At 35.8% G+C, this 15,865-nt stretch carries 13 protein-coding genes; 11 read left to right on the forward strand and 2 right to left on the reverse strand.

Going from position 1 to position 15,865, the window contains the following annotated elements:
- Positions 1–89: 89 nt before the first annotated feature.
- The 8 genes from MODO_RS02260 (at position 90) to MODO_RS02295 (ending at position 9,132) form a co-directional block, all read left to right on the forward strand.
- On the forward strand, positions 90–1,094 hold the full coding sequence (locus MODO_RS02260; protein WP_006258013.1) for an AAA family ATPase: 1,005 nt from the start codon (positions 90–92) through the stop codon (positions 1,092–1,094).
- Positions 1,095–1,186: 92 nt separating this feature from the next.
- Complete coding sequence (locus tag MODO_RS02265) at positions 1,187–2,050, forward strand: DUF58 domain-containing protein (protein ID WP_006258012.1); 864 nt, start codon at positions 1,187–1,189, stop codon at positions 2,048–2,050.
- Between the two features lie 5 nt (positions 2,051–2,055).
- Entirely contained in the window at positions 2,056–3,678 is a 1,623-nt protein-coding gene (locus MODO_RS02270) for a BatD family protein (RefSeq protein ID WP_006258011.1), read from the forward strand.
- Between the two features lie 2 nt (positions 3,679–3,680).
- Entirely contained in the window at positions 3,681–4,685 is a 1,005-nt protein-coding gene (locus MODO_RS02275) for a vWA domain-containing protein (RefSeq protein ID WP_006258010.1), read from the forward strand.
- A gap of 6 nt (positions 4,686–4,691) precedes the next feature.
- Positions 4,692–5,723, forward strand: a complete 1,032-nt coding sequence (locus MODO_RS02280; RefSeq protein ID WP_006258009.1) for a VWA domain-containing protein — start codon at positions 4,692–4,694, stop codon at positions 5,721–5,723.
- A complete protein-coding gene (locus MODO_RS02285; protein ID WP_225581435.1) occupies positions 5,710–6,600 on the forward strand; it encodes a tetratricopeptide repeat protein in 891 nt (296 codons plus the stop codon). Before MODO_RS02280 ends, MODO_RS02285 begins: the two co-directional genes overlap by 14 nt.
- Before the next feature lie 6 nt (positions 6,601–6,606).
- Positions 6,607–8,367, forward strand: coding sequence for a BatD family protein (locus MODO_RS02290; protein ID WP_006258007.1), 1,761 nt, complete (start codon positions 6,607–6,609; stop codon positions 8,365–8,367).
- A gap of 6 nt (positions 8,368–8,373) precedes the next feature.
- Positions 8,374–9,132 carry a tetratricopeptide repeat protein gene (locus MODO_RS02295; RefSeq protein ID WP_006258006.1) on the forward strand — a complete coding sequence of 253 codons (759 nt, stop codon included), beginning with the start codon at positions 8,374–8,376 and terminating at the stop codon, positions 9,130–9,132.
- Here the strand turns inward: MODO_RS02295 and MODO_RS02300 are convergent.
- Positions 9,129–9,671, reverse strand: a complete 543-nt coding sequence (locus MODO_RS02300) for a CvpA family protein (RefSeq protein WP_006258005.1) — start codon at positions 9,669–9,671, stop codon at positions 9,129–9,131. The genes MODO_RS02295 and MODO_RS02300 overlap by 4 nt on opposite strands.
- Positions 9,672–9,766: 95 nt before the next feature.
- Between MODO_RS02300 and MODO_RS02305 the strand changes: the two genes are divergently transcribed.
- Positions 9,767–10,123 carry a hypothetical protein gene (locus MODO_RS02305; RefSeq protein ID WP_006258004.1) on the forward strand — a complete coding sequence of 119 codons (357 nt, stop codon included), beginning with the start codon at positions 9,767–9,769 and terminating at the stop codon, positions 10,121–10,123.
- 86 nt (positions 10,124–10,209) lie between these two features.
- Positions 10,210–11,226: a phenylalanine--tRNA ligase subunit alpha gene (gene pheS, locus MODO_RS02310; protein ID WP_036471075.1), complete on the forward strand. Its 1,017-nt coding sequence runs from the start codon at positions 10,210–10,212 to the stop codon at positions 11,224–11,226.
- A gap of 136 nt (positions 11,227–11,362) precedes the next feature.
- Here the strand turns inward: pheS and MODO_RS02315 are convergent, their stop codons facing one another.
- Complete coding sequence (locus MODO_RS02315) at positions 11,363–13,849, reverse strand: DUF5686 and carboxypeptidase regulatory-like domain-containing protein (RefSeq protein WP_006258002.1); 2,487 nt, start codon at positions 13,847–13,849, stop codon at positions 11,363–11,365.
- A gap of 297 nt (positions 13,850–14,146) precedes the next feature.
- Between MODO_RS02315 and MODO_RS02320 the strand changes: the two genes are divergently transcribed.
- Complete coding sequence (locus MODO_RS02320; protein ID WP_006258001.1) at positions 14,147–15,199, forward strand: ferredoxin--NADP reductase; 1,053 nt, start codon at positions 14,147–14,149, stop codon at positions 15,197–15,199.
- Positions 15,200–15,865: the final 666 nt, after the last annotated feature.

Raw genomic sequence — 15,865 nt, forward strand, 5'->3', positions numbered from 1 at the left:
ACCATACATTAACAACTTAATAGAGAATATTTTTTGAATTTGCGGTAAGAATCAGAAAAGTATATTACTTTAGAAAAAAAACTATAGATATGGACACAACAGGATCTAATTATGATATCCGTGAATTAAACGAATTAATAGAAAGAGAGAGTGCATTTATCGATATCCTAACCATGGAGATGAATAAAGTTATTGTTGGTCAGAAACATATGATCGATAGACTTTTAATTGGTTTGTTAGGACAGGGGCATATTTTATTAGAAGGAGTACCTGGATTAGCAAAAACTTTAGCCATTAATACTTTATCTAAAGCAGTACATGGAACATTTAACCGCATCCAGTTTACGCCTGACTTATTACCAGCAGACGTTATCGGTACAATGATCTATAACGTAAAAGAAAATGACTTTTCGATCAGAAAGGGACCTATATTCGCTAACTTCATTCTAGCGGATGAGATTAACCGTGCTCCTGCTAAGGTACAATCTGCATTACTAGAAGCGATGCAAGAGAAACAAGTAACTATCAGTGATGACACTTTCAAACTAGACAAGCCATTCTTAGTTATGGCTACTCAAAACCCAGTGGAGCAAGAAGGTACTTACCCTCTACCAGAGGCACAGATGGACCGTTTTATGCTTAAGACAGTTATTGATTATCCTAAATTAGAGGATGAAAGACTTGTTATCCGTCAAAACTTAGCTGGTGAGAAACCTCAAGTTAATGCTGTAGTAACTCTAGAACAAATACAACGAGCTCAAGAAGCTGTTAAGAAAGTATATATGGATGAGAAAATAGAGAAGTATATCTTAGATATTATCTTCGCTACTCGTTATCCAGAACAATTTAAACTAGAGAAGTTAAAACCTATGATTAGCTTCGGTGCATCTCCTCGTGGAAGTATCAACTTAGCTCTAGCAGCTAAATGTTACGCTTTTATCAAAAAGAGAGGGTATGTAATTCCAGAAGATGTGAGAGCAGTAGTAATAGATGTATTACGCCATAGAATCGGGGTTACTTATGAAGCAGAGGCTGAGAATATTACTTCTGTAGATATTATTAACCAAATCGTAAATGAAATAGAAGTTCCTTAGTAGAACAAGGATAACTTTTAATATACAAAACCTATTTATAGTTAAGTGTAGATAGGTTTTGATGATTTTGTTAATTTGAAAGCTGTATAGTCATGGAAACCAAAGATATCTTAAAGAAGGTCAAGAAGATCGAAATAAAAACAAAGCGATTAAGTGACCATATTTTTTCGGGAGAGTATCACACTTCTTTTAAAGGGAAAGGTATGACCTTCTCAGAGGTGCGTCAATATCAATTTGGCGATGATGTAAGGGCTATAGACTGGAATGTTACTGCACGTTATAATGAGCCTTATATCAAAGTATTCGAAGAAGAGCGTGAGTTAACAATGATGCTCTTAGTGGATGTGAGTGGTTCGGAAGCGTTCGGGTCTACTGATCAGTTTAAAGAGGATATTGTACTCGAAATAGCTGCTACACTTGCCTTCTCTGCTACTCAAAACAATGATAAAATAGGTCTAATACTGTTCTCTGATCAGATAGAGTTATTCATTCCTCCTAAAAAGGGAAAAACACATGTGCTGAGAATAATCAGAGAGCTTATCGACTTCAAACCTAAAAGTCTAAAGACAGATGTAGGCTTTGCTCTTGAGTATCTCTCGAAGGTAGTCAAGAAGAAAGCTATTGTCTTTGTGCTTTCAGACTTCATTACACACTCTTTTGAACAGACTTTAAGGATATCGGCAAAAAAACACGATATTACAGGCATAAGAATCTACGATAAAAGAGAGAAAGAACTTCCTAATGTAGGTCTTATCAATGTATTCGATGCAGAGACTCATACAGAACAGTTAATCAATACTTCTGATGCTAGTGTAAGAAAAGCCTATGCTTCTCACTTCCACAAGCAAGAAGAAAACTTTACCAAAGTATTTCAAAAATGTGGAGCAGGAACTATCAATATTGAAGTAAATGATAGTTATGTCAAAAAATTACTAGGATACTTTAAATCGAGATAAGGACAATGAAATCTAATTTTCTACATATCGCTATTATTTTTTTAATTGCTACTTTCTCTACTCTAGCTCAAAATAGAATAGAAACGCAAGTAGATACTACTGCTATAAAAATAGGAGACACCTTTCTATACACCATAAAGGCCCATTCTAACACAGGAAGTTTAATTACATTCCCTGCTACAGAACAGATAGGGAACTTTGATGTAGTAGAGTCATTCCCTATTGATACGATTAAGAATGATAATACACAGGAGCTTATTAAGAAATATCACTTGACGCAATTCGACCCAGGTGATTTTAGTATTCCTGCTGTACCTGTTATAGTAGATGCTAAGCTATTTCATACAGACTCTATACAGATACATGTACAAGATGTAGCAGTAGATACATTAAAACAACCTCTTTATGAAATTAAGTCAATCTCTAAAGAAGGAGCTTCTTTCTCTACAGATTGGTATTATCTACTGTTTATCTTCATCGCTGTACTAGCGGGGATAGGTATCTATATCTATATCAGAAGACAACAAGAGAAGGACCTTACGGAGGATGATAAATACAAAACTCCTTATGAGAAAGCAGTTAAAAAACTGAAGAAACTAGAAGAGAAGAAAAACTGGAATAGAGGTGATGCTAAACCATACTATTCTGACATGAGTATTATCACAAGAGGGTTTATAGAAGATACTTTTGGAATCTCAGCAAAAGAATTGACGACTTTCGAAATTATCACTATTCTTAAGGCTACTTTAAATGATAAGAAGGTAAAGCTAGATCCTGTGGTGATTAAAGAATTAAAACGAGTTCTAGAATCTGCTGACTTAGTTAAGTTCGCTAAGTCTCAACCTACTGAAGGTGAAATAACAGCAGATACTTCTAAGATACAGAATGTCATAGACAGTATCAATACAGCTTATCCTATCTCTGCTGCAACACAAACAGAGTTAATCAGAAGAAGAGAGGAAAGTAAAAAGAAAAAGAAAAGAATACGTATATGGATCCCTACAGCCATCACAGCTTTCTTAGTTGTTGTGACTGGCATAGTGTATATTATCAATACTTCTGCTAAAGAAGACTATCATTGGTTTACATTCAACAATACGAAGAAACTGATGAACAAAGAATGGATTACTAGTACGTACGGTACTGCTCCAGGACTGACTATCTCAACTCCTGAAGTTCTAATCCGTAAGAATGAACCTTTATTGCAAGAAGGAAAACCTGATGGTATATCATCACTTAATCAATTTAAATATGGTGTACTAGAAGACCCTATTCACATTGTATTAAATAATGTAGTTACCACTAAGGAATATAAATATACTGATAAGGAATTGATTACTTATTCTATTTCATTGCTGACACAAAACAATAAAATAGAAAACTTAGAGTATAAAGATGAACGCTTTGAGAATGCAAATGGTATTCTCGGGACACTTGTTTATGGTGAGTTTGCATTCAAGAACCCTACTAATCAAGTAGAAGAGAAAGTAATGTTCGAAGGAGTATTAACAGACAATGGTGCTAACAAAGATCAAGTATGGATATTCTATCTAGCAGAAGATGAGATAGCTCCTAAGCTAGTAGAACGTATGTTTGATTCAATACAGTATAAAAAAGAGGAGAAATAACAATGATACAGAATATAACTTTTGCCAATCCTGAGTTCTTCTGGTTATTTATACTATTACCAATAGTCCTATTTGTATGGTATAAAAACAGAAAGAAACAGCGTGCTACTGTCAAGCTAAGCACTATACAAGGTGTACAAGAGCATACTTCACTATTAGTTAAGTTATTGCCTATTTCTATTATCTTACGAGTACTAGCCTTTAGTGCCATTATAGTGGGTATGGCTAGACCTCAAATCGTGAATGTAGATTCACAGATACACTCTACGCATGGTATCGATATCGTGATGGCTATGGACGTATCAGGAAGTATGTTAGCACGAGATCTAAAACCAAACCGTTTAGAAGCATTAAAAACTGTAGCTGCAGACTTCGTATCACAACGTGTGACAGATCGTATAGGATTAGTTATTTATGCTGCTGAAGCATATACTAAGACGCCAGTGACTAGTGATAAATTACTGATACTAAATGACCTTAAGAGTATAAAATATGACAATGTACTAAGAGATGGTACTGCTATAGGTGTAGGTTTAGCGACATCAGTAAACAGATTAAAAGACAGCCCTGCTAAAAGTAAGATTATCATACTTCTTACAGATGGTGTCAATAATACGGGTACAGTAGACCCTACATTAGCTGCTGAGATCTCTAAAGAGTACAATATTAAAGTATATACTATTGGTATCGGTACTAATGGGTTAGCAGAATCTCCAGTAGGAATAAGAGAGAACGGTGAAATAGTATATGAGAAAGTACCTGTAGAACTAGATGAAGAGCTTATGAAGTCTATCGCTAAGACAACAGGAGGTAAATACTTTAGAGCAACAGATACTAGTAAGCTTAAAGCAATTTATGAAGAAATCAATCAATTAGAGAAAACGAAGATTGACGAACAGAAGTTCGTTAAATCTGATGACAAGTTTCAATTCTTAGTGTTACTTGCCTTTATTCTATTGTGTATTGATTTCACATTACAAAAAACATTATTCAGAGGATTCATATAATAGATTATGTGGGAGTTAGACAATAAACAATATCTTTTTCTATTTTCAATCATAGCAATATTGATCTTAATCTTTATTGGGGATATCTTGTGGAAGAAAAAGAAGCAACAATCATTTGCTACAGCTAAAGCAATTAAAACTTTGGCACCTAATCAATCTAAGAATAAACCAATCATTAAGGCATCTATTTATCTAGTAGCTCTAATATCTATTGTAATTGCTTTAATCAATCCTAAGATAGGAACAAAGGTTATTACAGTCAAAAGACAAGGTGTTGATATCGTATTCACATTAGACGTATCTAAGAGTATGTTAGCTCAGGATATGGCTCCTGATAGATTGGCAAAGATGAAACAACTAGTCTCTCAGATTATCAATAATCTAGGACCAGATAGAATAGGTATAGTAGGATATGCAGGTACGGCATTCCCGATGTTGCCTATTACTACAGATCATTACGTAGCTAAGATGTATCTTCAGACGATGAACACAGATATGGTCTCTTCACAAGGTACCGCATTTGAGGACGCTATCTATGTAGCTTCTAATTTCTATGACAATCCCAATACAAGCAAAGTCATGATCCTTATCTCTGATGGAGAAGACCACGGAGAAGAAATGGAGAATGCTATCAAAATAGCAAAAGAAAAGAAAGTAAAGATTATCACCATCGGTGTAGGAACAGAGGCAGGAGGGCCTATCCCTATTAAGACACCTAAAGGCGTAGAATATAAAAGAGATTGGAACAATGAGATCGTTACTACAAAGCTCAATCCATCTACACTTAAATATATAGCTGATGCTACTGGAGGAAAGTATTATTACGGTTCGAATACGCAAGAGATTGTAGACCTTATTAAAAACGACCTTAGCAAAATAGAAAAAACAGATTTTGAAGATCAACAAATCGCAGAGTACCAATCTCAATATCAGTGGTTCTTAGGGTTTGCTTTCTTACTGATCTTTATCGATTTATTCATACTAGAAAGAAAGACTATCTGGATGAAGAAACTTAATTTGTTCAATGAAAAAGAATAGCATGCGATTAATTATGAAAAACTCATTCTACATCACGATATTTTTATTGTTTACTGCTTACTCATTTGCACAGTCTGCTGGTAGAGCACTGAGCACAGGTAATGAAGTATTCGAGAACAAACATTATACTCATGCAGAATCTTCTTATAGAATAGCTAATTCTAAAGACAGTAAGTCTGTAGCTGATTATAACTTAGGAAACTCTTTATACAAACAGCAATTAACCAAAGAAGCAGAAGCTGCCTACCTTAGAGCCATACAAAAAGCGACAACCAAAGAAGCTAAGCACCAAGCCTACCATAACTTGGGGAATGCTTATATGAAATCTAAGAATTATCAAGCAGCAGAACAAGCTTACAAAAAGGCTTTATTAAACAATCCTAAAGATGATGAAACTCGTTATAACTATGCTGTAGCGAAGAAAATGAACAAAGAGAATCCTCAAGACAATCAAGACAACAAGGATAATCAAGATCAAAACAAAGATCAGAATAAGGATAATCAAGATCAGAATAAAGACCAAAACAAGGACAACAAAGATCAAGACCAAAATAAAGATAATAAAGACAAAGGGGATAAAGGAGACCAAGACAAGAAAGATCAAGATCAAAATGATAAAGGAGATCAGGATGACAAGAACAAAGATGGTCAGAATGATAAAGATAAAGACGATAAAGGAGACCAAGACAAGAAAGATCAACCTAAACAGAATACCCCTAAAACACCTAATCAAGATCAGATGGATCGAATATTAGATGCGATGAATAAAAATGAAAAAGATGTACAGCAGAGGCTAATTAATAGAGGTCCTAAAGGTGGTAAACCAGAGAAAGGACAACCTGCTGGACAAAATGAACAAAGAAAAAAAGACTGGTAGAATACAATGAAAATACTGCGTTACTACATATTATTATTCGCTCTGATTTGCACTCAAGCAATCTTAGCTCAAATCAGCTTTGAAGCAACAGTAAGTAGAGATAACATACCGCTTAACGACAATGTTCGCGTTGACTTTGCTATGAACCAAGATGGAGATAACTTCTCTCCACCTCGTTTTGACAATTTCACTGTAGTTGGAGGGCCTAACCAATCTGTTAGCTACGCTTGGACAAATGGTAAAAAGTCTTTTAATAAAACCTATTCTTACTTCTTACAACCGAAGAAGAAAGGAACTTTATCTATAGGTTCAGCATCTATAGAAATAGAAGGACAGGTCTATAAAACCAAACCGATTACCATTACAGTATCTGACGCTGTAGCAAAGCAAGATCCTAGACAGCAATATAATCAAGTACAGCAGAAAGCTCTAGATGAAATACATCTAGTCGCTGAGGTGACGAATCAGAATCCTTATATAAACGAACCTGTAACGATAACGTATAAACTGTACTTCAATACCAATATCGCAGGATATACAGGAAGAAAAATACCTACTTATGAGAAGTTCTGGGTGCACAATGTAGACATCCCTAGACGACCTGAAGTGAAGCTAGGTAAGTATAAAGGGACAGATTATAACTACATTGTATTAAAGCAAGATGTATTAATGGCTCAAGAAGCAGGCAATCTTAGTATAGATCCTCTTGAGTTAATGATACAAGCAGAAGTTCCTACAGGTAGACGTGACTTCTTCGGATATCCAGAGTTTGGGTATATGGAGAAAGAATACAGTACAGGTAGAGTAACAATCAAGGCAAAAGACCTTCCTGAAGCAGGTAAGCCTGACAATTTCTCTGGAGGTGTTGGGACATTTACATTTAAAGTAACACCAACTAAGACAAGCCTTAAATCAGGTGAACAACTAAACCTAAAAGTTGAAGTTGCAGGTAAGGGTAACTTGGATTTATTGACCATTCCCACCCCTACTGCGCACTCTGCTCTAGAGATGTATGACCCTACTAGTTCAGATAAGATTACTTCTGGGGTACATGGTATGCAAGGTAGCAGAGTGAACGATTACATCATTATCCCTCAGTATAAAGGGGATTATATGATTGACCCTATGGAGTTCTCATATTTTGACTTAAGTACTAAGAAGTATAAGACTATTCACATTGACAGCTTAGCGATTAATGTACTAGAAGGGCCTACCCTACCAACTAATACAGAAGCAAAAGACACAGACGTAGTAGATAAGAGCGAATTATTCCAACCGAATAAAGCTACACCTACAGTAGTAGAAGCTTCTACTAGCACATATTGGGACACTACGTTATTCTACGTCCTTACAGTACTGCCATTCGCTGCTATACCGCTATTCTTACTTGTAGTGATACAGCGTCGTAGATATGCATCAGACACAGATGGTATCCGATTGAGAAACAACAATAGACTAGCTAGAAAATACTTAGGGGAAGCGAAGAAAAACATCAATAACAAAGAATTATTCTATGAAGCACTAGAGCGCTGTCTACACAACTTCCTAAAAGCGAAGCTAGACATGGTGACTAGTGAGATGAGCAATGAAAACATTACAGAGATTCTAACAGATAGAAATATTACTGAAGACGCTATTAAGAACTTTATGGATATAAAGAACGCTTGTGAATGGGCGCGTTACGCTCCGACTGATCAGGTTAATATCAATAAGGACTATGACAATGCGATTACAGTAATCTCTGAACTAGAAAAACAATTCAAATAGACCAACATGAAACACATCATCACTCTTTTTATATTTGTTTTGAGCTTTCATACATGGGCACAAACGGATTCTTGGAAACAACAATTTGACAAGGGGAATGCCTTGTATCAAAAAGAAAAATATAGTGAAGCAATCACAGCCTTTAAAGCCATAGAGAAACAAGAAGCTTCTTCACCAGAAGTATTCTTTAATCTAGCGAATGCTTATTATAAAACACGCGATTACGTCAATGCTGTTTATTACTATGAGAAGGCCTTAAAGCTTAATCCTAGTGACACTGCTATAGAGACTAATCTAAACTATGCACGCAAAGAACTTATAGACGATATTACGATAGTGAAGCAGTATGATAACGAAGACATACTTCACCAGTCATTAGGGAAGCTATCCGTTGACCAATGGGCTACACTAGCCACAGTGATGTCCTTTGTAGTACTATTGTGTTTTGTGGTATATTATCTGAATCACAGCAGTACTATTAAGCGTATTAGCTTTGTATTGATGCTTGTTTCTATCCTAGTGATAGGAGGTAGTGTCTACGCAGCTACATTTGAGCAGAAGTATGCTTCTAAGACTACAGCTGCTATCTTATTTACTGAAAAAGTAAACCTTAAAGAAGAAGCGAAGAACACCTCTCGTACACTAAAAGAACTACACGAGGGTACTAAGGTGTATATCTTAGAGAAAAAAGCATTGTGGATCAGAGTGAAACTAGATGATCAGCAAGAAGGATGGATAGAAGAGAATACGATTAAGTATATCTAGATCGTTTCGGGTTCTTTTATATCCTGTATCATATCGATACTCTTAGAGAATAAAGATTTAACTAAATCGTATAAACTAGGTAGTACAGACTCAGACAGAGATACATATATTTTATAACTAGTAGAGTTCATTAATGTTTCATGACTAACGAACTTAAATATCGCGTTAACCTCATCGAATATAGAGAGAAAGATACTTCCTACTAGGATCACAATCAAGATCTGAAATACAGCCCCAAAAAGTCTGTTGAACAGCCCTAAGAATACCGCTTGTACAAACTTAGTTGCTAACTGAGCGATGAAGCGTGCAGCTAATACTGCCAACACAAAAGCCAAAACAAAAGCGAGTAAAGGAATAGAAGGTGACTCCCATCCTAGAGAATTCATCAGAAATTCTTTGATAATATTTGAGAATTTCAATGCTCCTATTATTCCGATAAATAGAGATAGAAAAGAAACTACTGAAATAAAAAAACCATCTCTAGCTCCTTTTATAATAGCAAAAATAACGGCGATAAGGCATATAATATCTAAAAACATAAATACTCAAATATATTCTGTGCGAAGATATTACAATTCTATTAATTACAATAGAGCAGAACTGTAGTATATTTGTCACCATTACAACTAACAATATGGCAAGAGACGAACAATTAAAAGCTAGATGGGACGCTGTCGTTCAGAAAGTATCTGACCGATTCGGAGACGGAGAGACACTAGACTTAGAAGCTATCATATATTTAATCGGAGTACAAGAACTAGGTAAAATCAAAAAGAGATATAAAAAAGATGACAAAGTGAACTTAATGCATATCGCTATCTGTCGTCTATTAGAACCTTATGGTTATTACGAGTTTGATCACTTCGACCAAGACGGATGGCCACACTATAATGTAAAAGAAAATCTACCTAGTCTTAAAGCAGGTGAACAATCGGTTTTAATGAAAGAAGCAATAGTCAATTACTTCTTAGAAAGTAAGTTTATTGACTAACATAAGAAACAATTATAAAAATTATAGCTGTTTATAATTTTATGTCTAATTGAAAAGCAGTAAATTTGCTTTTTACTTTACTTAAGATGATAGATAAAATAAAAGAATACATCGGTGAAGCGGAACACTTTAACACCGATAATAAAGAGACGCTTGAAACATTTAGAATTAAATTCTTATCTAAAAAAGGAATTTTAAACGACTTATTTGCACACTTTAAAACGGTGCCTAATGAGCAGAAAAAAGAGTTTGGTCAAGCTATCAATCTATTAAAAAGCACTGTCGAGAATAAAGTAAAATCTATTCAAGATGAACTAGAATCTAAAGATGTGCAAGGTCTTTATGGAGACTTAACACGTCCAGGTTACCCTCTAGAGATCGGGTCTAGACACCCTATTTCACTAGTGAAGAACCAAATCGTTGATATCTTTAATAACATTGGTTTTAATATCTCTGAAGGTCCTGAGATTGAAGATGATTGGCATAACTTCTCTGCGTTGAACTTCCCAGAGTATCACCCAGCTCGTGATATGCAAGATACATTCTTCGTTCAGACGAATCCAGAACAACTATTACGTACACATACTTCATCTGTACAGACTCGTTATATGGAGAAGAATACACCACCTCTGAGAACTATATCTCCAGGGCGTGTATTTAGAAACGAAGCTATATCATCTCGTTCACACTGTATATTCCACCAAGTAGAAGGTCTTTACATTGATAAAGATGTTTCTTTTGCTGACTTAAAACAGACTTTGTTATACTTCACTAAAGAGATGTTTGGTAAATCTAAGATTAGATTACGTCCATCATACTTCCCATTTACAGAGCCTAGTGCTGAGGTAGATATCTATTGGGGATTAAAGACTGAGACAGACTACCGTATTACTAAAGGTACAGGGTGGTTAGAGATCATGGGATGTGGTATGGTTGACCCTAACGTTCTTAAGAACTGTAATATCGACCCTACTGAGTACAGTGGTTTTGCCTTTGGTATGGGGATAGAGCGTATCGCTATGCTATTATACCAAATCGGAGATATCCGTATGTTCTTTGAGAACGATGTACGTTTCTTAGAACAATTTAAATCGAACTTCTAATAAGAAAACGATATATAGTAAAAACACCTCATCTGATCTTGATGAGGTGTTTTTTTATATCCTTATACATATAAGCCCTTATAATCACTACATGCATCATAAGGGCTATTTATTTCTAATAATACTTGATGATTAACTAAAAGCTCTTCTTCACTCCTATCATAATACCGTCTTTAGCAAACGCCCCACCTTGATATGAGCGTACATAGTCTATACGGAAGAAATTAATCTTACCAAATCCGAAGTTAGACAGACCTGCTGTAAACTCGTGATATGGCTTTATATCACTTACCATAGCATTGTGATACCCTAATACTACATTCCATCCTGTCTCTCTTAGCAAAGGAACCTTATTAATCAAGAATCCTTTAAAATCATACTCAAAATGACTCTCTACATAAGACTTATTCGTGCTCAGAGCATAATATGGCAATAGGTTAAACGAGGTCAATCTATCATTCGTGATGTTTAGATGAGTCTCGTTACCTGTGAAGTGTTTTCTATCCACATAAGAGATATTATCAGCACCAAAATATTTACCCATCAATACATTATACTCAAATCTCCCTTTATTGCTCACCGTTAGTCCTTGGCTAAACCTAGCTTCTAGCTTATCATACTCTAATCCTTTCTCACTACCACTGAATCCCTTTTCATAGTTCACCTCTATCAGAGGATAGTTAGGATTGCGCATATAGATACGCTTAGTAGGATAGCTTACATAGTTCATCCCTAAGGATAGCGTAGTACCTACTCTAAACTTGTATAGATGATGATTCGTGATCGGACTACTGTTCATATCTAGAGGAGCTAGCGGATCATTAGAGGTATAAGCTCTACTACCCTTATAGAATGAGCCATTCGCATTATTATACAGCAGGCTTCTATCCTCATACCCTATCGCACTGTGTACCTTTAGAGCTTCATTGAAGAACTGACCGTAATACCCCACATACACATCATTGTGATTGTAGTACTTCGCATAGTTCTTTCTCATTAATAGGGAGAATGCAGTATTTAGTAGTTCAGGTATATTCTCCTTATTATACTGTTCTATCTTACTTCCTCCTTCTATATATACTGCTGACTTAGATGCTCCCTTAAACTGGCGCAATAGCTTTCCATACACTCTCAGCCTATCAGAGGCAAACCCGTAACCAAAACTAGCTTTACCATACGTATACCCTATCTTATCCTTATCGTAGATAGAACCATACACATCCGTCTTCATATTGAACCCCTGCACAGTATTAAATCCAGGTTTATCCATCCCTATTAACCCAGTGTAGCCGATGCTATACTTATTATCTTCTCCTCTATAGTTATACCCACCGAACACATCACCTACTTTAAATCTATTGTGCTTCTTGCGAATACTATCTTTATATGCAGGAGACTCCTTAATTAGTCTGATACTATCCTTCACTCGATAATCATTCAACTCCTCTTCAGACAAAGCAAATAATCTATTCTCTTTCCAGAAATCATCCCCTTTCTTATTCACATCCTTCGCAAAGGATAAAATCTCTTTATCAAAGCTCGCTCTAGTGAAATTAGGTGTGAAGTTATAGTTATTAAACACACTTAAGAACACGGCTTGTATCCGTACTCCTAATGCTCCAAACACTAAGTCAAGGTTCTGCGAGCGCTTCACCCAGCTCTTATTGTCCTCATTATAACTAAAGTTCTGACTCACATTGATCTCTTCTATCAATGGTTGCTGTACACTTACTCCCGTTACTTTTAAATCTATACCATAGATAGCCCCTATCCCATCTACTAAGTAGAGATCACCTGAGAACACAGGCTGAACTGATGACTTAGGCGTTACCTTGATTTTATTAATCAATACCCCTTGATCTCTGAAGGTAGCCTCTAGCGTGTACTTATAGTATGAGAACGCTACATCTGCTATCGGAGAGATTAGTTTAGTATCCATATCTCCGATCACGATATGATTATCATAGAAGTCATAGAAGGACTCATCCGCAGTATTAAAGCTATATCCACTATTGCTCCCACTTACCTTAGACGCGATGATATGCTCCTTTAATTTATTCGGTTTTTGGTACTTTAGACTAGACACCGTCTCTGACAGATACACTATCCCTCTACCTAGTGAATCCACACCAGATAATCCACTGCCATTCACCTGTACCTTCTTTTGAAAAAACTTAGACATCTTCAGCGTCTTCAGCATCCCTTTAGAGTAAAAATCTGCAGTGAAAGCAGACATTCCTTCTGTATTCTTCTGTTTGTTCTTTATCGCTAGACGGATCAGATCATCTGCAGGATTCTTACCAGCTGTGATCACGATATCTTCTAGTATGAAGTCTTCAGACTCCAGTACCACATTTACCTCTTGGGCAGTACCAGTATAGGTAATATTCTTTCGCAGCGTCTTATAGCCTAAGAATTGATATACGACTGTGTACTCCCCCTTCTGAGGTAAGCTTAATTCATATAATCCTTGTTCATTACTTATTGTATTCTGTTGGCTTTTTTCTAGATATACCGTAGTATAACTAATGGGCTTACCCTCTGTGTCTTTTATACTTCCCTTTAGTTGACCGAATACAGTCAAGCCAATCAGAAGCATAAAAAGTGTAACAAATTGTTTCATTGGTTAGGTTTTGTTTAATAGTAACTATTAGACATTGTATTTATTGCATTGTTACACCTTGACCATGATATTATACTAAATAACAGAACTCTTCATACAGTGATCATACCTCATCACATCGCTAACCTTCATATTCATTGACTTCATACCACTATATACTCACTCAGAATAAGACAATACCTAAGTAGAGAAAGTTCTAAAGCGTTAATTAACTGTAAAAGAATTAGTCATTATAACATTAAATACACCTTTAACTCATTCTCTTTTGTATTTTTGTCAGTTCAAACTAAACTACCTATGTCAAGATTCAACCTATTAACTGTAAAAGAAGTTCGCAGAGAGACTCCTAATGCAGTATCAATAGCATTTGATATTCCTGCCAACCTAAAAGAGGAATTTGCATTCACAGCAGGTCAATATCTTAATATTAAATACCAACACGAGGGGAAAGAGATTCGTAGAGCTTACTCTATCTGCTCTACTCCTACTAGTGGAGAAGTACGTGTAGCAGTAAAAAAAGTAGAACACGGTGTGTTCTCTACATTTGCTAATGACACACTGAAAGCTGGTGATCAGCTAGAAGTAGAAAGCCCAGAAGGAAGATTCACTTTTGAGCCAAATGATTCAGTAGCTAATAACTATGCAGCCTTTGCAGCAGGTAGCGGTATCACTCCTGTGATGTCTATACTAAAGACAGTATTAGAGCAAGAGCCTAACAGCAAGTTCGTACTAGTATACGGTAATAAAAATGCGGAAGAGGCTATCTTCCACGACGAATTATACAAACTACAAGAACAATACGCAGAGCGTCTATTCATCCACTTCGTTTACTCTCGTATTAGAGAGAACGATTCTATCTTCGGACGTATAGATAAAGCAGCAATCAACTTCGTAGTAAACAACAAACACAAAGATGTAGCGTTCGCTCGTTTCTTCTTATGTGGTCCAGAAGACATGATCGATACTGTAAGTGCTACTCTACAAGATAGAGGAGTTGCTAAAGACAAAATTGCTTTTGAGATCTTCACTCCTAACACAGATGGTGTAAACCCTGTACAGGCAGAAGGAGGTACTACTAAGGTGACTGCACTAGTAGATGACGAAGAAGCTAGCTTCGAGATGCCGAAGAGTGAAGTATTACTAAACGGTGTGCTTAAAGCCGGTATAGATGCTCCATACTCATGTCAGGGTGGTATCTGTAGCTCATGTATGTGTAAGATCGTTAAAGGATCTGCTGTGATGAAGAAGAACAGCATCCTTACAGATGATGAGATAGCAGACGGACTTATCCTATCATGTCAAGCTATCGTTACATCAGACGAAATCTATGTAGACTACGACGATATATAATAGATATACGATATAATCTAAGCTCTCCCACAGTGGAGAGCTTTTTTTTGCGATAATACTCCGAGGTGATAGTCTATTGCTCCCTATATGATAGGCTAGTGATAGGCTATTTTTGGTACTTTTAAGCCGACCAAATGCCCATCACATGCCGACCACATGCCGACCACCCCACAAAAAAAGGTAATAAAAGCACATTTAATACTTTAGAAATAATACTCAGATTGCAAATCCGGGTCGAAATATAAAACACATTAAAACATCACAATAAAAAAGAGCTGTACAAAGCATTATACTTCATACAGCCCTAAATCAATTATAGCTAATAACATTATATTAGCTATTCTAACATTTCACATATAGCTCTACTACCAAAAACTATCTTATTACAATAATTTTTTGTACCTGAAACCACTTCTTTTTAAAGGTAATTTCCATTTTACAGAATCATATAAAATATTAAAAATGCAGCCTATAACTATATATGTGTAAACATCTATAAGTTTTTTATCCTTATCAAAAGGGCTTCTTAAACTCTTCAATACTCTATAGTTACTTTCTATCATTTCATTATCCTCTTTGTTTAGTATCTTCATATTTAAAACACGTGAATGTAACTGAATTACTGTATAAAGAATATATACGTCGTGTTTAAAACATCTTGAACAT

Origin of the sequence: Myroides odoratimimus, from assembly GCF_001485415.1 — a bacterium.
GTDB lineage: Bacteria > Bacteroidota > Bacteroidia > Flavobacteriales > Flavobacteriaceae > Flavobacterium > Flavobacterium odoratimimum.

Coding starts and splice junctions, on each gene's coding strand:
- MODO_RS02265 (WP_006258012.1), top strand. CDS start 1,187: ATGGAAACCAAAGATATCTTAAAGAAGGTCAAGAAGATCGAAATAAAA.
- MODO_RS02300 (WP_006258005.1), bottom strand. CDS start 9,671: ATGTTTTTAGATATTATATGCCTTATCGCCGTTATTTTTGCTATTATA.
- MODO_RS02280 (WP_006258009.1), top strand. CDS start 4,692: ATGTGGGAGTTAGACAATAAACAATATCTTTTTCTATTTTCAATCATA.
- MODO_RS02260 (WP_006258013.1), top strand. CDS start 90: ATGGACACAACAGGATCTAATTATGATATCCGTGAATTAAACGAATTA.
- MODO_RS02295 (WP_006258006.1), top strand. CDS start 8,374: ATGAAACACATCATCACTCTTTTTATATTTGTTTTGAGCTTTCATACA.
- MODO_RS02285 (WP_225581435.1), top strand. CDS start 5,710: ATGAAAAAGAATAGCATGCGATTAATTATGAAAAACTCATTCTACATC.
- MODO_RS02290 (WP_006258007.1), top strand. CDS start 6,607: ATGAAAATACTGCGTTACTACATATTATTATTCGCTCTGATTTGCACT.
- MODO_RS02275 (WP_006258010.1), top strand. CDS start 3,681: ATGATACAGAATATAACTTTTGCCAATCCTGAGTTCTTCTGGTTATTT.
- MODO_RS02270 (WP_006258011.1), top strand. CDS start 2,056: ATGAAATCTAATTTTCTACATATCGCTATTATTTTTTTAATTGCTACT.
- MODO_RS02315 (WP_006258002.1), bottom strand. CDS start 13,849: ATGAAACAATTTGTTACACTTTTTATGCTTCTGATTGGCTTGACTGTA.
- pheS (WP_036471075.1), top strand. CDS start 10,210: ATGATAGATAAAATAAAAGAATACATCGGTGAAGCGGAACACTTTAAC.
- MODO_RS02305 (WP_006258004.1), top strand. CDS start 9,767: ATGGCAAGAGACGAACAATTAAAAGCTAGATGGGACGCTGTCGTTCAG.
- MODO_RS02320 (WP_006258001.1), top strand. CDS start 14,147: ATGTCAAGATTCAACCTATTAACTGTAAAAGAAGTTCGCAGAGAGACT.